18 protein-coding genes are annotated in these 19,286 nt (G+C 66.0%); 11 read left to right on the plus strand and 7 right to left on the minus strand.

Annotated features, from left to right (window positions below):
- Positions 1-80: 80 nt before the first annotated feature.
- Complete coding sequence (locus J5T34_RS23680) at positions 81-1,655, minus strand: peptide chain release factor 3 (protein ID WP_208583335.1); 1,575 nt, start codon at positions 1,653-1,655, stop codon at positions 81-83.
- Positions 1,656-1,816: 161 nt separating this feature from the next.
- Complete coding sequence (locus tag J5T34_RS23685; RefSeq protein WP_208583336.1) at positions 1,817-2,788, minus strand: YihY/virulence factor BrkB family protein; 972 nt, start codon at positions 2,786-2,788, stop codon at positions 1,817-1,819.
- Between the two features lie 267 nt (positions 2,789-3,055).
- On the opposite strand from J5T34_RS23685, the gene J5T34_RS23690 reads away from it, so the two are divergent.
- The 3 genes from J5T34_RS23690 (at position 3,056) to J5T34_RS23700 (ending at position 4,400) form a co-directional block, all read left to right on the plus strand.
- Positions 3,056-3,238, plus strand: coding sequence for a hypothetical protein (locus J5T34_RS23690; protein ID WP_208583366.1), 183 nt, complete (start codon positions 3,056-3,058; stop codon positions 3,236-3,238).
- Between the two features lie 522 nt (positions 3,239-3,760).
- Positions 3,761-3,937: a hypothetical protein gene (locus tag J5T34_RS23695; protein WP_208583337.1), complete on the plus strand. Its 177-nt coding sequence runs from the start codon at positions 3,761-3,763 to the stop codon at positions 3,935-3,937.
- A 109-nt stretch (positions 3,938-4,046) separates the two neighbouring features.
- A complete protein-coding gene (locus J5T34_RS23700; RefSeq protein WP_208583338.1) occupies positions 4,047-4,400 on the plus strand; it encodes a hypothetical protein in 354 nt (117 codons plus the stop codon).
- A gap of 70 nt (positions 4,401-4,470) precedes the next feature.
- Here J5T34_RS23700 and J5T34_RS23705 read toward each other — a convergent pair whose 3' ends face one another.
- The 3 genes from J5T34_RS23705 to J5T34_RS23715 all read right to left on the minus strand — a co-directional run bounded on the left by J5T34_RS23705 (position 4,471) and on the right by J5T34_RS23715 (position 8,315).
- The gene (locus J5T34_RS23705) at positions 4,471-5,841 is read right to left on the minus strand and encodes a sigma-54 dependent transcriptional regulator (RefSeq protein WP_208583339.1); all 1,371 of its coding nucleotides are present in this window, start codon (positions 5,839-5,841) and stop codon (positions 4,471-4,473) included.
- A 125-nt stretch (positions 5,842-5,966) separates the two neighbouring features.
- Positions 5,967-6,446: a hypothetical protein gene (locus tag J5T34_RS24020; protein WP_244259211.1), complete on the minus strand. Its 480-nt coding sequence runs from the start codon at positions 6,444-6,446 to the stop codon at positions 5,967-5,969.
- 549 nt (positions 6,447-6,995) lie between these two features.
- Positions 6,996-8,315 carry an NCS2 family permease gene (locus tag J5T34_RS23715; RefSeq protein WP_208583362.1) on the minus strand — a complete coding sequence of 440 codons (1,320 nt, stop codon included), beginning with the start codon at positions 8,313-8,315 and terminating at the stop codon, positions 6,996-6,998.
- Between the two features lie 420 nt (positions 8,316-8,735).
- Here J5T34_RS23715 and J5T34_RS23720 point away from each other — a divergent pair, with 420 nt between their 5' ends.
- The gene (locus J5T34_RS23720; protein ID WP_006576725.1) at positions 8,736-8,939 is read left to right on the plus strand and encodes a cold-shock protein; all 204 of its coding nucleotides are present in this window, start codon (positions 8,736-8,738) and stop codon (positions 8,937-8,939) included.
- A gap of 1,541 nt (positions 8,940-10,480) precedes the next feature.
- Positions 10,481-11,575 carry a replication protein RepA gene (locus J5T34_RS23725; protein WP_174108007.1) on the plus strand — a complete coding sequence of 365 codons (1,095 nt, stop codon included), beginning with the start codon at positions 10,481-10,483 and terminating at the stop codon, positions 11,573-11,575.
- Between the two features lie 112 nt (positions 11,576-11,687).
- On the opposite strand, the gene J5T34_RS23730 is transcribed toward J5T34_RS23725, so the two are convergent.
- Positions 11,688-11,891, minus strand: coding sequence for a cold-shock protein (locus J5T34_RS23730; RefSeq protein ID WP_006576252.1), 204 nt, complete (start codon positions 11,889-11,891; stop codon positions 11,688-11,690).
- A gap of 362 nt (positions 11,892-12,253) precedes the next feature.
- Here J5T34_RS23730 and J5T34_RS23735 point away from each other — a divergent pair, with 362 nt between their 5' ends.
- A complete protein-coding gene (locus J5T34_RS23735; RefSeq protein ID WP_149318590.1) occupies positions 12,254-12,910 on the plus strand; it encodes a ParA family protein in 657 nt (218 codons plus the stop codon).
- Between the two features lie 5 nt (positions 12,911-12,915).
- Positions 12,916-13,929, plus strand: coding sequence for a ParB/RepB/Spo0J family partition protein (locus tag J5T34_RS23740; protein ID WP_208583340.1), 1,014 nt, complete (start codon positions 12,916-12,918; stop codon positions 13,927-13,929).
- A gap of 62 nt (positions 13,930-13,991) precedes the next feature.
- On the opposite strand, the gene J5T34_RS23745 is transcribed toward J5T34_RS23740, so the two are convergent.
- Complete coding sequence (locus J5T34_RS23745; RefSeq protein ID WP_208583341.1) at positions 13,992-15,692, minus strand: phage integrase family protein; 1,701 nt, start codon at positions 15,690-15,692, stop codon at positions 13,992-13,994.
- A gap of 544 nt (positions 15,693-16,236) precedes the next feature.
- On the opposite strand from J5T34_RS23745, the gene J5T34_RS23750 reads away from it, so the two are divergent.
- The 4 genes from J5T34_RS23750 (at position 16,237) to J5T34_RS23765 (ending at position 19,262) form a co-directional block, all read left to right on the plus strand.
- A complete protein-coding gene (locus J5T34_RS23750) occupies positions 16,237-17,094 on the plus strand; it encodes a response regulator transcription factor (protein ID WP_208583342.1) in 858 nt (285 codons plus the stop codon).
- A gap of 160 nt (positions 17,095-17,254) precedes the next feature.
- Complete coding sequence (locus J5T34_RS23755; RefSeq protein ID WP_208583343.1) at positions 17,255-17,722, plus strand: response regulator transcription factor; 468 nt, start codon at positions 17,255-17,257, stop codon at positions 17,720-17,722.
- Between the two features lie 98 nt (positions 17,723-17,820).
- A complete protein-coding gene (locus J5T34_RS23760) occupies positions 17,821-18,129 on the plus strand; it encodes a hypothetical protein (protein ID WP_244259212.1) in 309 nt (102 codons plus the stop codon).
- Between the two features lie 422 nt (positions 18,130-18,551).
- Positions 18,552-19,262 (plus strand): phosphatase PAP2 family protein, encoded by a 711-nt coding sequence (locus J5T34_RS23765; protein WP_208583344.1) that lies wholly within the window; start codon positions 18,552-18,554, stop codon positions 19,260-19,262.
- The last annotated feature ends 24 nt before the right edge of the window (positions 19,263-19,286 follow it).

A 19,286-nucleotide genomic window follows, 5' to 3' on the forward strand; every position in this document is an offset into this window, starting at 1 on the left:
GTCTTGCCCGCGGCACGCTGCGTGTCCGCGGGCAAGACGCTGCGGCCCCGCCTGCGCGGGGACGATGAGGCGCGAGCCGCCTAGACGATCTCGCGCGTCTCCATGAACTGCAGGTTCGGGAAGCGTTCCTGCGTCAGCCGCAGGTTGACCATGCTCGGCGCCAGATAGACGTGGTCGCCGGCGCCGTCCAGCGCGACGTTATGGCCAGCCTTCTCGATCAGCTTCTCGATCTCCGCCGGGTCGCCCTTGAGCCAGCGTGCGGTCGCACAATCGTGCGATTCGAAGATCGCGTCGACGCCGTACTCGTGCTCGAGCCGGTGCGCCACCACATCGAACTGCAGAATGCCGACCGCGCCGAGCACCAGGTCGTTCGAGGCGATCGGGCGGAACATCTGCGTCGCGCCTTCCTCGGCCAGCTGCTGCAAACCCTTCTGCAACTGCTTGACCTTCAGCGGGTTGTTCAGCCGTGCACGGCGGAAGAACTCCGGCGCGAACGAGGGGATGCCGGTGAACTTCAGCGGCTCGCCCTCGGTGAAGACGTCGCCGAGCCGGATCGTGCCGTGATTGGGCACGCCGATGATGTCGCCGGCGTAGGCTTCCTCGGTGGTGTTGCGATCCTGCGCCATGAACGTGATCGCGTTGTTGATCGCCACGGTCTTGCCGGCCGACACGTGCAGCAGCTTCATGCCGCGCGTGAAGCGTCCCGAACAGACCCGCACGAAGGCAATGCGGTCGCGGTGGCGCGGGTCCATATTGGCCTGGATCTTGAACACGAAGCCGGTGAACTTGGCCTCGTCCGGCTGCACCGTGCGGCTATCGGCCGCGCGCGGCTGCGGCGACGGCGACAGGTCGCACAGCGCATCGAGCAGCGACTGCACGCCGAAGTTGTTGATCGCCGAGCCGAAATAAACCGGGGTCTGCTTGCCGGCCAGGAAGGCGTCCTTGTCGAACGCGTGCGAGGCGCCGCGCACCAGCTCGATCTCGACGCGCAATTCGTCGGCCTGCGAGCCCAGCACGCGGTCGAGCTCGGGATTGTCGAGCCCATCGACGATCGCGGCGGTGCCCTTGTCGCCGTGCGGATCGAACAGCTGCACCTTGTCGTCGATCAGGTGATAGACGCCGCGGAAGGACTTGCCCATGCCGATCGGCCAGGTCATCGGCGCGCACTGGATCTTCAGCACGTCCTCGATTTCGTCGAGCAGCTCGATCGGCGAGCGCCCTTCGCGGTCCAGCTTGTTGATGAAGGTCAGGATCGGCGTGTCGCGCAGCCGGCAGACGTTCAGCAGCTTGATCGTCTGCGCCTCGACGCCGTTGACCGAGTCGATCACCATCACCGCCGAGTCGACCGCGGTCAGCGTGCGGTACGTGTCTTCCGAGAAGTCCTCGTGGCCCGGGGTGTCGAGCAGGTTGACGATGTGCTCGCGGTAGGGGAACTGCATCACCGACGAAGTCACCGAAATGCCGCGCTGCTTTTCCAGCTCCATCCAGTCGGAGGTGGCGTGGCGGTCGGCCTTGCGCGCCCGCACCTCGCCGGCGACCTGGATCGCGCCGCCGAACCACAGCAGCTTTTCCGTCAGCGTGGTCTTGCCGGCGTCGGGGTGGGAAATGATGGCAAAGGTGCGACGACGCGCAATTTCGGATACGAGCGAGCTCACGGTAGGACGGTCGGATGGCAGGCGGATGGATCGGGACCCGGCGGGCGCGGCGATGGCGATGCCGATCGCGCCGCGCCTTGTGCCGCGATCCGCGGCGGCCGAGCGGGGTCGGCTGTCGGTGGGCTGTCGCGGCGGGCGCCCCGAGGGAATGGGCCGCTATTCTACCGGTTCCCGGCGCTGGCCGGTTCCGGCGCCTCGCCCCGGCGCTGCCGCTCGCGCAGGCTGCCGAACTGCAGCGCGTATTGATGCGTCAGTTCGGCACCGAAGAAGAAGATCTGCGCCGAGTAGTACACCCACAGCATCAGCGCCACCACCGAACCCGCCGCACCATACGACGACGCCACCGCGCTGTTGCCCAGGTAGATGCCGATCAGGCGCTTGCCGACCGAGAACAGCACCGCGGTGATGATCGCGCCCATCGTCACATCGCGCCAGGTCACGCGCACGCGCGGCAGCATCTTGAACACCACCGCGAACAGCACGGTGACCACGGCAAACGAGAAACCGCTGGAGATCGTCGTGGCGACCGGCGCCAGCCACGACTCGAACCACATGCCGTCCCAGAAGCGCTGCACCACCGCAATCGCGGCATTGACGACCAGCGAGACCAGCAGCATCAGGGCCAGCACCAGCACCAGGCTGAACGACAGCAGCCGCGTGCGCACCAGCGAGCGCCAGCCGCTGGCCGGCGTCGCATCGGCCTCCCAGATGTCGTCCAGGCTCGCCTTCAACTCGGCGAAGGCGCTGGTGGCGCCCAGGATCAGGATGCCGGTGGCGATCAGCGCCGCCACGCCGCTGCCGCCGGCGCGATGCGTCGCCGCCAGGATCTGCTGGATCGCCGCGGCGCCCTGGGTGCCGAGCAGCCCCTCGAGCTGATCGAAGATTTCGCCGCGCGCCGCTTCGGCGCCGAAAAACAGCCCCGCGATGGAGATCACCAGCACCAGGATCGGCGCCAGCGAGAACAGCATGTAGAACGACAGCGCGGCGCCCTTGCTGGCGGCCCGGTGCGCGAACCAGGCCTGGACCGCCGCGGTCACCACCATGGCGGTGCGGCGCAGCGTATGGCGGTCGGGCAACATGCGAGTCAGGCCGTGCCAGCGGCCGTTGCGGTGCTCGGGGTCGGGTTGGTACATCGGCAAGACGGCGCTCCCTGGCTTTGTCGGTGGGCGGGTGTCCGGGCAGGCTGGCTGGTGGGCTCGTGGGCCGGTGTGTGCCGGTCTCCTGCCGCCGGGCGGCGGAGGCAGTGTTCAGGATACCGCGCCTCGCGCCGGTGCCCAAGCCGGCATCGGCTCAAAGGGCCGGCGCGGTCAACTGCTAGAGTGAAAGCAGGCGGCGCGCCGTTGTGCCGCCGGTGTTTCGTGTTTCGTCTCTCGTCTGTCTGGTCTTCAACAGGAGGTACCGTGATCCGCATTCCGATCGCTCCTTTCTCCACGGCTCGGCTCGCCACGGTCGCGCTGGGCCTCGCTGCCCTCTTTGCGACCGCCGGCTGCGACCGCAGCCAGCCCGGGCCCAAGCCGATTTCGGGCGACACGCCTGCCGCCGACACCGCGCCGTCGACCAACGCGCCGGCACGCAAGGAATGATGGCGACAGGCGGACGCGGCAGCGAGGCGTACCCGTTTCTGCGTCCGCTTTGGCTGTCTGGCTCGCAGGTGTGGTGCCGGCGTGGTCGGGTCCAGGCCCGTTAAGGCACTGCAACCGCCCAGCCCTCTCGCTCCCGGCATCGCGGCCGGGCTGCGCTTCCACCATATCGGCGAGCCCATCCGCCCGTTCTGTGCCCCGGCCTCATCCGAACTTCGTCCTTCGGATGGATGTCGGTGCGGTCGCCGTTGTGCCGGGGCGCCGCAAGCGAAACGGCTTGGCAGCGACACGATGACCGGGACAGGTCGGCGGCGCGGGACGTCGCCGCCACCCCGGTTTCAGGGCCGCAACAGAATGGGACCGGGCTGCCCGCGGGCCTTGGCCGCCTGTGGTCGGCGTGCCGGCAAACCTAGTCGGGACAATGGTTTCCGCCCCTTGGCATGCTTGTCGCAACGCATCGTGGAGAGCCACGATCCACGCTTCAGCCACGGGAGAGCGCCCCACATGCGTCACCCTCCAGCACGCATGACGGCACGACGCCGCGCCCAGCGTCCGGCGCGTGCCGCGCCATCGGTATTGCAACTGCTGTCGCCCCCGCTATTGGCTGCGCCGCGGCTGCCGCATCGGGCGACATCGTCGTTCTGCACCGAGTCCAACCGCGTCCTGCCGATCGCGGCCTTCCGCAGCCGGACGCGGCCGTAGCCGCCCTTCCGTGGTTCGTCGACGGCCACATGCCGTCCGCCGGTCGGCCCGTGCGTGCCCGCTGCGCGCCGATGGCTGGTCCGGTATCCGATCAGGGAGGAGAACGCCAATGAAAACCAAGCTTTGTGTATTCGCTGTGATGGCCGCGTTCTGTACCGGCGCACCGGCCGGCAGCTTCAGCCATCTGGACCGGTCCGACGATGCCGAGATCCACAGCCATACGGCATTGAGCAACGATATCTATGTCAAGGGCTTCGGCTTGTCGCTCGGCGTGCTCGGCGTCGGCGCCGAGGACGACGATGCGCGCGGCCCGCAGTTGGCGATGGACGACGACAAGAGGACACGGCAGGCTGCCGGCCTGACGATCGACCTGCTGGCGGCGTCGGCCGACTCCGTCGGCTACGGCGGCGGCCTGGGATCCGGATGCTGGAAGCCGGCCTCGTCATTGGCGCCGCGGCGCTGATTGCCCTGCGTCATGAAAAAGGGGCCGACGGATCGTCGGCCCCTGCGATTGCCGCCGTCGCAGCGACTCGCTACTCCGCGTGGTTCGACTGGCCTTCGACGCGGATATTGTGCTTGTGCATCAGCCGGTACAGCGTGACGCGCGACACGTTCAGCTCGCGCGCGGCGGGCACGACGTGGAAGCCGTGGCTCGCCATCACCGAGCGGATCGCCTCGCGCTCCGCCTCTTCACGGATCGCATCGAGGGTCTTGCGCGGCGCGTCGCTATTGCCGTGCAGCTGCAGGTCCTCGGCGGTGATCTTGCGATTGTCGGTCATCACGATCGCGCGCCGCACCCGGTTGATCAGCTCGCGCACATTACCGGGCCAGCCGTATTGCATCATCGCCTGCGTCGCGCACGGCGAGAAACCGCGAATGCGCCGATGCGCCTCGTGGCCATGCTCGGCGAGTACCGCGTTGGCCAGCAGCAGGATGTCCTCGCCGCGCTCGCGCAGCGGCGGGATCGACAGCGTCAGCACGCAAAGCCGGTGAAACAGGTCGGAGCGGAACCGTCCTTCCGCCTGCGCTGCGACCAGGTCCACGTGCGTGGCCGAGATGATGCGCAGATCCAGCGGGATCGACTGATGGCCGCCCAGCCGCGTGATCATCCCCTGCTGCAGGAAGCGCAGCAGCGCGACCTGGCTCTCCAGCGGCAGATCGCCGATCTCGTCCAGAAACAGCGTGCCGCCCTGGGCCTGCTCGATCCAGCCGATCTTGCGCTGATTGGCGCCGGTGAAGGCGCCCTTCTCGTAGCCGAACAGTTCGGACTGCACCAGGTGCGGCGGGATCGCGCCGCAGTTGATCGCGACGAACGGTCCCTTGCGCCGGTTCGACGCCTCGTGGATCGCCTGTGCGGCCAGTTCCTTGCCGGTGCCGGACTCGCCCGAGATGAACACCGGCGCATCGTTGTGCGCCACCTTGGCCAGCGAGCGGAACATCGCCCGCATCGGGGCGCATTCGCCGATCATCTTGCCCTGCACCGCCGTGTCCGGCCCGCGGGCGGCGTGCAGCGCGGCCATGCCGTGCGCGTGCTTGAGCGTGTAGGCCAGCTCGTTGTAGGAGAACGGCACGCGCACATAGTCGACGCAATAGTCGCGGATCAGGCGTCGCACGCGTTCGTCCTCGAGCCGCTGCGGCGACGTGATCGCGACCCACATCACGTGCAGGCATTGCAGGCTCTGCTCGAGCAGCGCGATCTCGGCATCGGTGTATTCGCTCTCGAGGTCCAGCACCGCGGCCATCGGCGCGCTGCTGCGCACCACCCGCGACAGGTCGCGCAACTGGTGATGGTGACGGATCTCCCAACCCGGCCCGAACTGGCTCGCGTCGATGCCGAAGTTCTGCTGTCGGGATACCACCAGGACCTGCGCGGCCCGCGATGTCGGCTTGCTGAGTCGGTCCATCCCGTTCTCCCGCGCGTTTGGCGTGGCCGCATGCCTGACGGTCTCGCTGCGCCGGCTGGCGGACGGGATCGGGCTGCGGTCCAGTTGTATGCGGTGCGGCTGGGCACCCATGTGCGCGGTCGCCATTACACGCTCGAAACGCTGTGGGGAGGGACATCGAACATCGCGGTCGGCGTCGTGCCGCTACGCAGTTGTTCACGGATGGTGCGGCGCATGCTGTCGCGCTCGCGCATCAGGCGATCGCTGGGGGCATGCAGGGTCTGGCCGGAATAGCGGTGATAGAGCGCCTGGTAGGTCAGCACGCTGACGATCCACTCCTCGCGCTGGGCGCGCAGGCGGGCGACATCGGCTTCGAGCTGGCGGTGGCGTTGCAGCAGGCCTACGATGGCCTGGCGAAGATTCGGCGGCACGCCGTCGTCGGCCGCGAGCAAGGCGGCGACGGCATCGGCGAGAGATTCGTCGCGATGTTCGCGATGCGGTTGGCTCGGATTGTGATCGGGTTTGGCACCGGCGACATCGGCCAGATGGCTCCAGGCGCGGGTGATCGAAGGCGTGGCGGATCGAGTCGGCTCGAGAACGGGCCGATGGACTTCTCCTGCGGTCATGATTCTTCCCCGTTGAACAACATCCCCCGGCACTACACGTTCGCGATTACCACTTGTTCCGCTTATTGTTCCGGCACGCGTCATGCGCATGCTCTCGTGGAGGCGAAGCCGCCTGAAGGCGGTCTGTCTGTACGTCCGCTGCAGCGGATCGAATGGGTCTGCGTCGCGCCGTCGGCGCACTCCGGGTGCCCGGAGTCAACAAGGGGCGCTTCGAAGCGCCCCTGGAATAGCACGCCTCTAGTTCAGTGCATTTGGCTTCGTTTGTCTAGCCCCCGTGCGGGGCATGCATCCAAAATCATCCTTCGGTATGACCGTAACAACGCGGACCCATCATGGTGCACGAGGTAAATAAGCACTTACCTTGAACGCAGAAACGGGTACGGACCGGAGGCGCCGCCAAGCGCCGGAGCGCGCAGAAACGGGTACGGGCCGGCAATCTTGCAGCGAAAATTCGAACGTTGCACCGGCCGTTCTGCGGCACGGCTGGCAGAACCGGGACATGAAAAAGGGCGGCCGTAGCCGCCCTTGCCGCGATGCCGGTGCCGCGGGTCAATGCCCGGGCAGGTAGTAGAACTTGAAGATGAAGACGGCGGCGATGATCCACACCATGATCGGCACGTCCTTGGCCCGGCCGGTCAGCAGCTTCAGCCCCGCGTACGTCACAAAGCCGAAGGCCACGCCGTTGGCAACCGAATAGGTGAACGGCATGCCGAGCGCGGTCAGCACCGCGGGCACCACCTCGGTGGCATCGTTCCAGTCGATGTCGACCAGTTCGCGCAGCATCAGGCAGGACACGTAGAGCAGCGCCGGCGCGGTAGCGTAAGCCGGCACGGTGCCGGCCAGCGGCGCAATGAAGAGGCACGCCAGGAACAGCACGGCCACCGTCACCGCGGTCAGCCCGGTGCGTCCACCGGCCTGCACGCCCGAGGCGCTTTCGATATAGGCGGTGGTCGACGAGGTACCAAGGAAGGAGCCGGCCATGATGGCGGTGCTGTCGGCCATCAGTGCCTTGTTCAGCCGATCCATCTTGCCCGCCTTGAGCAGGCCGGCCCGGTTGGCCACGCCCATCAGCGTACCGGTCGCATCGAACAGCTCGACCAGGAAGAACACCAGCACCACATTGATGATGCCGATCGACAGCGCGGCCGTGATGTCGAGCTTGAACAGCGTCGGATCGATCGACGGCGGCGCCGAGACGATACCCTGGAAGGTATTGCCGCCGAAGGCGAAGCTCAGCAGCGTGGTCAGCAGGATGCCGATCAGGATCGCGCCCTTCACCTTGAGGCGATCGAGCGCCACGATCGCCAGGAAGCCGACGATGGCCAGCACCGCCGACGGCTGGTGCAGATCGCCGAGCGTCACCAGCGTGGCCGGGCTCGCCGTGACGATGCCGGCGTTCTTCAACGCGACGATGGCAAGAAACAGCCCGATGCCCGCGGTGATCGCCACGCGAATCGAATGCGGGATGCCGTTGACGATCATCTCGCGCACGCGCAGCAGCGTCACCAGCAGGAACAGACAGCCCGAGATGAACACGGCGCCGAGCGCGGCTTCCCATGGCAAGCCCATGCCCTTGACCACCGTATAGGCGAAATAGGCGTTCAGCCCCATGCCGGGCGCCATCGCGATCGGATAGTTGGCATAGAAGCCCATGATCAGCGTACCGAGCGCCGCGGCCACGCAGGTGGCGACGAACACGGCGTCCTTCGGCATGCCCGCATCGCCCAGGATGGTCGGGTTGACGAAGATGATGTACGCCATCGTCAGGAAGGTGGTCACCCCGGCCAGTATCTCGGTGCGCACGTCGGTCTGATGCTCGCTCAGCTTGAACAGGCGTTCGATCGGTGAGCGGCGCGCCGGCGCGGCCATGGCGGGTGTGTCGTTGGGGTCGGAAAGGGGTTCGGGCATCGACATGCTGTGTCTCCTGTATCGTTTTGTCCCGTCTCTTGCAAAGGCAAGAGCCTCGCGGCGCTTCAGCTCGGGAGGCACACGTACTGTCTTACACTTTTGTATACAGGTGCGCCGATACGGACAAATAGACTGTATGCAAAATGGGTGATGATCTCACGAGGGCACTCGCGTGATCTAGCCTGCAGCAGGGGAACGCCGCTCTTGACGTGGGCTCGGATCCCCCGTATAAAGCGCGCTAGATTCAAGCGACGAGGCAACAGCACATTCGTTAGCCACCGTCATGGTACTTCGGTTGTCCATGGTGTCCTTTCCTTGAGTTGCTCTGCCGGAAGCGCCGCGCGCCTCCGTTTTTTAATTTTTTTTAGGAAATGCAAGACCATGAAAACCGGTATCGTCAAATGGTTCAACGACGCCAAGGGTTTCGGTTTCATCAAGCCGGACGAAGGCGGTGATGATCTGTTCGCCCACTTCTCGGAAATCCAGGGCTCTGGATTCAAGTCGCTGCAGGAAAACCAGCGCGTTTCGTTCGAAGTGAAGAACGGCCCGAAGGGCCTGCAAGCAGCGAACATCACCCCGCTGTAAGCATTGCGCCTCTCGCCCCTGGCGAGAAAACGCTGAAAGCCCCGCCCCGCGCGGGGCTTTTTGTTTTTGCGGCTCGGCGATGGCGTCGGACCGCCAGTACCAGTTCGGCCCCCTCACCGGCCTTCGCTCCCCCTCATCTCTCCCCCTCATCTCTCCCGTCCGGTTCCCCTCCCGCATTTGCTCGCTTTGACGGGCCGTCAAGGCAGGTAACGGCTTACCGCTGCCTCGCCCCGCCCCGCAGAAACGGGTACGGTCTTGCCGCACGCCCGTCCGCAGAAACGGGTACGGAGCCTTCCCCTGCGCCTTCATAGATGAGGCGCTGACCGGCGCAGAAACGGGTACGGCGTGCCGTCCGGACCAAGGCGCCGCCTCCGCAGAAACGGGTACGGTTTGGAGAGATTCACCGCCTGGTCCGCCGTTCCTTCACCGGTAACACACGCAGAAACAGGTACGCTCGGCGGCTTTTTTCGGGCGGACGCAGAAATGGGTACGGTCTACGGACGGCTCCCCCCTTACGGTCGGGCTCGAGCGCTCGCCGCAGAAACGGGTACGCATGCGAGAGGGTCGGACGCGAGGTGCGATGCGCAGAAACGGGTACGGCCCTGGCGCGGTTACTCGCGGCCCTCTCGGGCCCATGCGGCTATCGAGCGCAGAAACGGGTACGCTGACGGCAGCCGCCAGCGCTGTTCATATCGATAGGTATGCGAGTGCCCGCTTTTGATGCGGCGTACGTATACGTGGAAGCCGTGGAGCTCGACAGCCTTCTGCCGGCCCCGAATCGCCGCAGAAACAGGTACGCTGCTGCCTCACCGGATCGCAGTTTCGTACGCAGAAGTAGGTACGCTTTTCACGACCGACCAGCGCGCCGGCGATTCGCAGAAGTTGGTACGCCGCAGAAACGGGTACGCCCAGGCGCGGAGCCCCGTCTTTCGCACGCGGCGCAGAAACGGGTACGCTGCGGGCGTCTTCCTGGCTGCGACGGGGTTTATGCGCTTCATGCGCCTCTTTAGTTGCTGTCGAGCCTGCTTGCCCCTCGCCGGGGGCGCAGAAACGGGTACGTCGAGAGCACCCCGCGCCTGTGGATAAGCCTGTGCAATGCCGAAGTTATCCCCGCAGAAAGCGGTTCGGGCCTTGCGCTGAAACGGGTTCGCGTATACGCAGATTCGGGTTCGAGGCTTCGCAGAATCGAGTACGCTGCACCGCAGAATCGGGTACGGAAGGGGCCGGTTTACGTTTACGGTTCAACGGCTTAGGCGCCGCGTATACGGTTTACGAGTAGTTAACCGTAAAGGTATGTATTGCTTGTAGTGGATGACCGTGCGGAAGTGGACAACCCTGCCGGGTTGCCCCCTGCCGCACGGCATGCGAGCTGGCAAGGGAGAAACATCGGCAGACAGCCAAAGGGCCCTGGCAGCCGGTGCACAGTCCGCGTCAACCCGGCCAGCCAAAAGGTATACGCCCGAATCCCCCAACGTACCCGTTTCTGCGTGACAAGGGTGACGGCATCAAGTAAAAAGGCGGGTAATTCGAAGCACGCCGATATGCCGATCAAACGTTCCCTGGCCATCCCGGACGACCGCACCGTTACTGACGTGGAAACCGGTCCCTCGCGCATCATCGTTCCTGGCAACGATGCGCCGTTGGTTCCGTCCGAAAAATTTCAGCGGCTGTTCGACGAAGCTCAGGCCATGGAGCGCGAGGACGCCTGGCAAAGTGGCGAAGTCGGCTTTCTGAGCCGGGCCAGCGTGCAGGTCACGCTGCCCTACCGTGCCCCGAAGGGGGCGCCGCCCGTCTGGACCCGTACCAGCGGCAATATCTCGCTGATGATCCAGCCGGGCTACTTCACGCAACAGCGTTCGGAGCGCGCCAGCAACGGCCGTCAGAAGCTGGTGTCGGAAACCGTGTCGCTCGGGTATCCCTATGGCTCCTATCCGCGGCTGATGCTCGCCTGGATCGGCAAGGAGATCATGGCGAAGAAGAAGCGGGGCGAATTTACCGGCACCGTGGACGACCGCCGCATCTCGCTGGGCAACTCGCTGTCGGAGTTCATGTACAACCTGGGCATTCCGATGGCGACTGGCGGCAAGCGCGGGACCATGACGCTGGTGCGCCAGCAGATGATCCGCCTGTTCTCCGCGACCATTGCGATCGTTCAGAACAAGTCCGCGCCGACCCAGAACCAGACCAACAATCACGAGCCGATGTCGATCGACCGTGTCGGCTATCTGCTGGCGGACCAGCTGTCGACCTGGTGGGATCCGATGCAGCCCGGCCAGGGTTCGATGTTCGAAAGCTTCGTGGTGTTGTCCGAGCCGTTCTTCAACGAGCTGGTCAATCGCCCCGTACCGGTCGACATGCGCGCGCTCAAGGCGCTGAAGCAGTCGCCGTTCGCGCTGGACGTCTATTCCTGGCTGACCTATCGGTTCTTCACCATCCAGCGGCGCACCGAGATCCCCTGGGAAGCGCTGCAGATGCAGTTCGGGACCGAGACCGAGAGCGAGCGCAAGTTCCGCGCGCTGTTCCGCAAGGCGCTGAAGGACGTACTGGTGGTCTATCCGGACGCCAAGGTCGACGCCGATTCGTCGAAGGCGCTGATTCTGCAGCCCTCGCGCACCAGCGTGCGCAAGCTCGCCTGAGCGGTGCGCCCCAACCGGCCGCTACGGCGCGGCAATAAAAAAAGCAGGTGTTGAACACCTGCTTTTTTGCTGGCTCCCGACGAGTGCCGCGAACCAGCGGCGACGCGGGCGATCAGGCCGGCTTGATGCCGGAAGCCTGCTTGCCCTTCGGACCTTCCTTGACCTCGAAGGTCACTCGCTGGCCGTCCTTCAGCGTCTTGAATCCAGTGCCCTGGATTTCCGAGAAATGGGCGAACAAGTCCGCGCCACCATCGTCAGGGGTAATGAAGCCGAACCCCTTGGTTTCGTTGAACCACTTAACCGTACCGGTTGCCATGTGAGTTTCCTTTCGACGCAAGTTCTTTGTACACGACGCAAACAACCGTTCAAGCACGTTGATGTCTCGCAGATACCGAACGGAAGCCGACGAGGGTGACACGACTTGACGCGACTGTGTTGGGCATCATATCCAGTTTGTCTGATCGTGTCATGTGCGGCGTACAACGCACAACCTCTAATGTAGGCCGATTCTCGCCCGATTTTCAAGCACAAGTTTTGAACAAACGTATGCGGCTTTTTCGCCTCTGGCCCGCAACAAATTCGTTTATTTGAAGAAATCGGTTGATGCCACAGAGGCGATTGACTAAAGTTTCGCCTACAGTCAAACCGCGCTTTCAGCGCTGAAAGAGAGAGGCCCCGGTGGCAGCGAAAATCATCACGGTGTTCAATCAGAAGGGCGGCTGTGGCAAGACAACGGTCAGCATGCACCTGGCCGGCACCCTGGGTTTGCGCGGCGCGCGCGCAATGCTGGTCGACATGGACGAACAGGGCACCGCCACGCGTTGGGCGGCCCAGGCGTCAGACGAGCGCCCGTTTCCGGCGTCCGTCATCGGTCTGGCGGCGTCCGGCGGCGCCATGCACCGCGAGGTGCGCAAGTTTGTCCAGGATTACGACTATATCGTCGTCGATTGCCCACCCGCCGTGCATTCGGCGGCGCCATCGAGCGCCCTGCTGATCTCCGATCTGGCCGTGATCCCCGTGGTTCCGTCGCCGCCGGATCTGTGGGCGGCGGTGGCCGCCAAGACCCTCGCGCAGCATGCGCAAGTCCAGAACGAAACATTGACCGTCCGCGTGATGGCCAACATGGTTCAACGCCGCGTCTCCATTGCGCGCCAGGCAATCGAAATCCTGGGCGATGACGGCGACTTCCCGCTATTGCAATCGATGATCGGCTCGCGCTCCGCGTTTCGGGAGTGCCAGGCCATCGGTTGCACCGTGCACGGCGTGCCCGGCGCACGCGAGGCGGTGCAGGAGGTCGACATCATGGTGGACGAGGTGTTGTCCCTGATCGAGTAAAGAGAATGGCAACGAAGATCAAGAATCTGCGGGCCGGCATGCTGGCGGGCATGGCGGCAGAAAAGAACCGCGCCGACACGCTGGACCGCTTCGCCCGAGCGGAAGCGGCGATCGCTCAGAATCCGCACGGCCTGCTGAAGGGCAAGACCGCCGAAACGCCGCGTACTTTCAGCGCTGAAAACGAAGAGCGCTCCGCCGACGGGCGCGTCCTCAAGCGCATTCCGCTGGCGCAACTGCATGACAACCCGCTGAACGCGCGCCGGATCTACGATCCCGCGGTGGTGCAGGAGCGTGCCGCATCGATTGCGACGCACGGCCAGAAAACGCCAGGCCTTGCCGCGCCGGACCCCTCCCGTCCCGGCCACTACATCCTGATCGACGGCCACTATCGGAAGCGCGCGCTGGCCGCGGCCGGCAAGCTCGAGATGGAATGCTTCGTCGAGAGCGATCTGAGCGACCTCGACTTCTATCGGCTGTCCTTCCTGCTGAACGAGCAGCGCTCGGACCAGTCGGCGCTCGACAATGCCATCGCCTGGCGGCAGCTGCTGGACGAGGGCAAGGTCGCCAAGGAAGAAGATATTTGCGAGCTCACAGGCATGTCGGCGGGTACCGTCAACAAGACGCTGGCGCTGCTCAAACTGCCGGAGTCGGTGCTGATGGTGATGCGCGAGCGTCCGAGCGCGATCGGCATCGCCACCGGCTACGAGCTGACGCTGTACTACAAGCTGGCTGGCGAGGAGCGTACCCGCGAACTGGCGATGCGCGTGATGAACGACGGCCTGTCCAGCCGCGAAGTGGAGGCGATCCGCAAGCAGGCGCAGGAGGGCAAGGCGCGCAAGGTCAAGGAGATCAGCCGCCAGTACAAGATCCGAACCAGCGGCGGCGAACTGCTCGGCACGATCAAGGAGTGGGATTCGGGCCGCGTCGTGCTGGACGTCCAGCTGACCGATCGCGACGCCCGCGAGGCGCTGTTGGAGGCGCTGAAGGCGCGTTTCGGTCTGGATAAATCGCTGCTGTAAGTAAGCCAACGGTTCCGGTGGCGCGCCTCGGGAACCAAAACACCGAGGCGCGTAGCGCGCCATTACGACGCCCCAGCCTGCCCCCGCACCAGCATGCGCGGCGTGAACCGGACGGTGCGGTGGTCCGCATGCTCGGGCCGCGCCACAAAGTCTCGCCACGCCGCCCGCAGCAGCCGGTCCAGCCCGCTCGGGGAATAACCGGCGAAGGGCTGACTGGCTCGCTTGGCTTGCCCTCGCGAGGTGGGGGGCAACATCAGCGGCCCCAACAACGGCGCGGTGTCCGGCAGCCGGTCCGCCGCCAATCCGCGGTCTGCCCAATGCCGGGACAGCGCGCCCCAGGCGCCCTCGCTCAACGTCGCAAGATCCATGTCGACCCGGCCGGTGCCAACGTCGGGCATCACGACCGCCGGCCCATTGCGGTCAAACCGTGGACGGACCAGCCAGCGCCTGCCGTCGGCCAGCCGCAGATGGCCACCCGTGGCCAGCACCACTTCTCCGATCCGCAACCTGCAGTCGCCAATCAGATAGGCCGCGGCATTGGCCGTCCGCCATATCGGCGTGCCATCCGACCCTTCCAGCCAGCGGCGGAACGCAACGACACTCGTGTCGGGGCTGTCGGCCGCGTCACGCTCGTCAGCCCCATCGCCAAGCGAGCCGCCCGCAACGGCGGAAACGGCGGTAACGGACGCAATGGCCGCATCGGCCGCAACGGGCATCACGAAGCCGTCGAAGGGATGGTGCGCCAGCAATCCACGTTGGCGCAGCCAGCCAAACAGCGCCCGGATCACCCGCATGGCCGCCTGCCGGGAGCTGCCGCGCAGACCGCCCTCGAACGGGCGCCATGGCTTCCGATCGCGCGGTCCGGCCGGACCCTGCCAGAATGCCGCCGGTTGAGGATCGGTCAGGAAGGCCCAGTACGCGGTCAGATCGTCGGCCGTCATGGTCCGCAAGGGCCGCTGTCGCCGGGCCGCCCACAGCAACAGCCGTTCCGCCTCCCGCCGATAGCTCGCCCAGGTATGCGAGCCTGGCCGCTTGCCATCGAGCCATTGGCGTACCCATTGCAGCTCCTCACCCAAGAAAGATCGCCAGTCGCCTGAAAGTGAATTAGGAAGCATATATTCAAGCGGTACCGGCTCGACAAGCCGCTCGTCCAACCGGGCGGGCGACATCGGCGGCCGCTGCGACGGCGACACCAGCGCGCCGACCTGCGGACCCAATACCGGCCCCCCGTCGCGGCTGCGCAGCGTGTCGCGCTGCCGCTCGAGCCAGTGCCGTACGACATCGGCAGACTTGGTGCCGAGGCGCGGCACCCCGCGCCACCACGCCGCGCCGCGCCGGTTGACCCGTTCCACCAGATCGCCGATGCGCGCGATGCCACCCGCGGCGAGCCGGCGCGACAGACTGGGCCCGAACCACAGCGACACCGCATGGTCGAGCGCCGGCCGCCCGGGCGAGAGCCTCTCGAGCGAGGACAGCGCGTCGACGCGCCGGTCCATCGCCACATTCGAGCGGCCCTTCAGCGAGTCGAACATCGCCGCGATGTCGGGGCGATTGTTCTGCAGCGCGAACTGCACCAGCCGGTCCCGCAGCCGCAGGATGCGCTGCACGGCCTGATGCTCGGTCAGCGCCTCCTCCTCGTCGGGATCCAGCAGGTAGCGGTTCGCGATATCGACCGCGGCCATACCCTGGGCGTACGCCCGGACCACGGCAAATTCGGTCCGGGTCAGTTTGGAGGGATCCAGCGTGTCGTCCCGCACAGACATTGGTAATCGGACTTAAGTGATTGATTGATAACGACTTTCGGCAGACGAGTAGCGCAACCTGCCCAAATTGTTACCCGAAGTGTAATGTAAATTATTTTTCCGGCACAGCCTGTCGACACCCTCGCCACGGCCGGCAACACCGATACAACGGTCCCAACATCGCTCCAGAACCCGAAGGAAGCGGCCGCTTGGCAATGGACGTAAGGGAAAATCCTTAGCGCCGCGTCTGCCCTTGCCCTGCGTACGCATTCGCACAAAAGCGACTTACCGATCATCTGGCGAGCCTTGCTTTCCTGTTTTGCGGTGCATATGCTGGACCGCAGAATAAGTGAAAGTTAAGTCTGTCTTTAGAGGGATCGAACGCGTGTCAACACGCAAACGGGGCGATTGCATCACGCTTGACGGGAAGGACCGGCCGCGCTGAACGCCGCGCCGGACTGAAGCGGGGTGGATCGTAGGGAGGGGCAGGTGCAACATAGCGCCGCACTTCCGATCACACGGGCGACCGTCGCGGCGCACGTGTCGCAACAAGAACGAGAGCGGCATGGCCACCATTCTGTTGATCGAGCCTCATCCACTACTGCGATTGGGCCTGCGCCAGCTGTTGGCGCAATCCGAGCTTCCTGTCCACGTCATCGATGTCGAGCCGGCCCTGTTGCCGTCGGCGGACGACGCCCGCCTGCGCGATGCCGACCTGCTGATCTACGGCTGGCATGACGATGGCAGCGGCACCTGGCGCGCGATGGAAGACCTGTGCCGCTACCTCGCGCCGCAACGCGTGCTGGTGCTGGCCGACGGACTGCCGTCGGGCATGTCGCAGGAGTCCGTGCCGCCGCTGGTGGCCGGTCTGCTGTCGAAGAACTGCTGTGCCGAGGTGCTCGACGCCGCCATCCGCCTGGTGCTGGCCGGCGGCGAATGCTTCCCCGCCCTGATCCACGCCGAACCGATGCAGCAGAGCGGCCTGCGCGCGATGCAGACCGCCGGCGACAAGGAAGGGGCCGCGACACGGCCGGACGAACCGATCGCGTCGATGCGCGGCCTGGGCGGCTGGTCCCCCGACATCGCACTGCGGACGCCGCCGCTGATTCAGCCCGATATCGAGACACCGTCGTTCGGGTCGCATCTGCTCAATATCACCGAGCGGCAATACGAGGTGCTGGCGCTGCTGGCGCGCGGCTACCCGATCAAGACGGTCAGCCGTGTGCTCAATATCTCGGTGGCAACCGCCAAGACCCACGCCTGCACCCTGTACCACCGGCTGCATGTGCGCAACAAGGGCGAGGCCGTCTACGAAGCGCTGCGGCGCGGTGCCAAGCTGAACTGGCCGGGGCCGTCGTCGCTCGGCGCGGTACCGTTGCACGCCGAGGGCATACGGCTGCCGGCGGTCTGCCAGGCGGCCTGAGCCGCGGAACGGTCCCGCCGGGGGGCATGTGCTCGCGCGAACTCATCCTTTCGGTTGAGGGACTTCATTCCAATGGTCGAGGCGCCCCGGGATGCGGCTTGCTAGGCTTATGGACATGCACGCCGGCAGTCACCTCGCCCCCCTGAGCTCGACCGAGTCGATGACGACCCTTCTTCTGGCCAACAACGCGATCATGCTGCGCGCGCTGTCGCGCCACCTCGGCAAGCGTCAGGCCTCATGCCCGTTGACGTTGCAGTCGCCGGAATGGCTGCTGAGCGCGTCCTCGTCGCAATTGCCAAGGCAGTCCATCGACTTCGCGCTGCTCGATTGCAGCAGCAGCGACGCGGATGCCGGCGCGCTGATCGAAGCCTTGTGCCGGCGCATCGCGCCGCGCCGGTGGCTGCTGATCGTCAGCCCCGGCGCCGCGGCGCTGACGCAGCGCGCCGCCAGTCTCGGCGCCGGCGGCTGTCTGATCGCACCGGCGTCGCCCGAGCTCGTTTCCGCCGCCGTGGCGCTGGTCAGCGCCGGCGGCCAATGCTTTCCGCGCGCCAGCATGGCCTGGCTGATGGCGCCCGCTCCCGCTCCGACCTCCAACTTTCTGCTCCCTGGATCTACGGCAAGCGGCTGATGGTCGTCCATCGGCCGCACGCCTATGCTCGCACTACGCTGCTGGCGTAGCCGGGCCCGGGATCAGAAGGCTCGCCGCCGGCAGGAGCGGGGGGTCATATGAATGGAGGAGCGGCGGTCCTGATCGTGCGCGGCTTTGCCGTGCCAGAGGGCCGCAACAAGTGGGCATGCTGTTACGAGATCCGGCTGGCGTCGGCCTGCGACGGGCCGCTGGTCTATCGCGGCGAGCTGCATGGGCGCGCGTTCTGCAGCGAGGATGCCGCGGTGATCGCGGCCCGCGAAGCCGGCGAGCGCGAGGCGCGGCGGCGGATCGCCGCGGGACTGGCGACATCGTTCCTGTCGGTGGCACCCGGTGCGTGCGACAGCGATGGCCGCGACATCAAGACGCCACGGCAGGACGGCCGATAACCACCGGCGCCAGGCGAACGGAAGCGAAGGGGGAAAACAAGGCGCGTGCTCGGGGGAGCCGCATGTTGGATGACGAACCGACCGACATGCGTACACGCGCGTCTCGGCCGCGGCAATCGCCCGGCCGGATCTGCGGACCACGGCGCAGCCGCCGCTCGACTGACGGCACGCCGGGGTCCTTTCTTTTTTGCCGCGCGTGAACGGACCAGGAGGACAGGCCCCAACACGCGACGAGAACCCGAGGCGGGAAGCAGAAAAAAAGAAGCCCGCAGACCGGGGGACCATGCGGGCTCCAAAGTGGCAGGCCGATTCCGCCTGGCCCACCACAAGACTGACGATATCCAATCGATCTTGCGACTTCCATCAACCATAAGGACCAACAGGCCGCGGCCGCGTCGCGGCAGCGCGGGACACTCGACACCATGTGGCACTGGCATTTGATTTCGCGCTTCGGCGACACCGCGCTGCTGCTGCCGTGCGCGGCGCTGTTGCTGTTGTCGCTGTGTCATCGCGGCGAATGGCGCGCGGCGCGCGACTGGTGCCTGGCGTTCGCCGCCGCCGCCGGCCTGACGCTGGCCTCGAAGCTCGCCTTCATCGGTTGGGGCATCGGCGTGCCGGCGCTGGATTTCACCGGGTTCTCGGGCCACAGCATGATGGCCGCGAGCGTGCTGCCGGTGCTGATGCATCGCCTCGTGCCGGGGCGGTGGCCGCGGATGGGATGGGCCGCGGCAACGCTCGGCGCATCGCTGGCGCTGCTGGTCGGTTATTCGCGTTTGCCGCTGGGCGCGCATTCGCCGAGCGAAGTGGCCGGCGGACTGGCGCTTGGCTTCGCCGTCAGCGGCGGCTATCTGCTGGCCACCGCGCCGCGGCGGCGACGTTCGCCGCGTGCGCCGCTGATGCTGTTGATCGGTGCATTGCTGCTCGGCGTGCCGGCATCGGGCGCGCATGCGCCGACGGAGCAGTGGATCGAGCAGATCGCGCTGTACCTGTCCGGCCGCGCGCGTCCCTTTCAACGCGAGGATTGGCAGCGCCGCGAAGCCGCGGCCATCGTGCCATCCTCGCCTCCCGCCACGAGACCCGCGCTGGGCAGTACGCCGTGGCGCATCGATACGATCTCCGTCACGCGCGACTGAAGTCGGATCACCGAAGCCCGCGCC

Source organism: Cupriavidus gilardii (genome assembly GCF_017598945.1).
GTDB lineage: Bacteria > Pseudomonadota > Gammaproteobacteria > Burkholderiales > Burkholderiaceae > Cupriavidus > Cupriavidus gilardii_E.

Bases quoted from the DNA above. Each gene is read 5' to 3' on its own strand.
- J5T34_RS23685 (WP_208583336.1), bottom strand. From the start codon at position 2,788: ATGTACCAACCCGACCCCGAGCACCGCAACGGCCGCTGGCACGGCCTG.
- J5T34_RS23695 (WP_208583337.1), top strand. From the start codon at position 3,761: ATGACGGCACGACGCCGCGCCCAGCGTCCGGCGCGTGCCGCGCCATCG.
- J5T34_RS23700 (WP_208583338.1), top strand. From the start codon at position 4,047: ATGAAAACCAAGCTTTGTGTATTCGCTGTGATGGCCGCGTTCTGTACC.
- J5T34_RS23705 (WP_208583339.1), bottom strand. From the start codon at position 5,841: ATGGACCGACTCAGCAAGCCGACATCGCGGGCCGCGCAGGTCCTGGTG.
- J5T34_RS24020 (WP_244259211.1), bottom strand. From the start codon at position 6,446: ATGACCGCAGGAGAAGTCCATCGGCCCGTTCTCGAGCCGACTCGATCC.
- J5T34_RS23715 (WP_208583362.1), bottom strand. From the start codon at position 8,315: ATGGCCGCGCCGGCGCGCCGCTCACCGATCGAACGCCTGTTCAAGCTG.
- J5T34_RS23720 (WP_006576725.1), top strand. From the start codon at position 8,736: ATGAAAACCGGTATCGTCAAATGGTTCAACGACGCCAAGGGTTTCGGT.
- J5T34_RS23725 (WP_174108007.1), top strand. From the start codon at position 10,481: ATGCCGATCAAACGTTCCCTGGCCATCCCGGACGACCGCACCGTTACT.
- J5T34_RS23730 (WP_006576252.1), bottom strand. From the start codon at position 11,891: ATGGCAACCGGTACGGTTAAGTGGTTCAACGAAACCAAGGGGTTCGGC.
- J5T34_RS23740 (WP_208583340.1), top strand. From the start codon at position 12,916: ATGGCAACGAAGATCAAGAATCTGCGGGCCGGCATGCTGGCGGGCATG.
- J5T34_RS23745 (WP_208583341.1), bottom strand. From the start codon at position 15,692: ATGTCTGTGCGGGACGACACGCTGGATCCCTCCAAACTGACCCGGACC.
- J5T34_RS23750 (WP_208583342.1), top strand. From the start codon at position 16,237: ATGGCCACCATTCTGTTGATCGAGCCTCATCCACTACTGCGATTGGGC.
- J5T34_RS23755 (WP_208583343.1), top strand. From the start codon at position 17,255: ATGACGACCCTTCTTCTGGCCAACAACGCGATCATGCTGCGCGCGCTG.
- J5T34_RS23760 (WP_244259212.1), top strand. From the start codon at position 17,821: ATGAATGGAGGAGCGGCGGTCCTGATCGTGCGCGGCTTTGCCGTGCCA.
- J5T34_RS23765 (WP_208583344.1), top strand. From the start codon at position 18,552: ATGTGGCACTGGCATTTGATTTCGCGCTTCGGCGACACCGCGCTGCTG.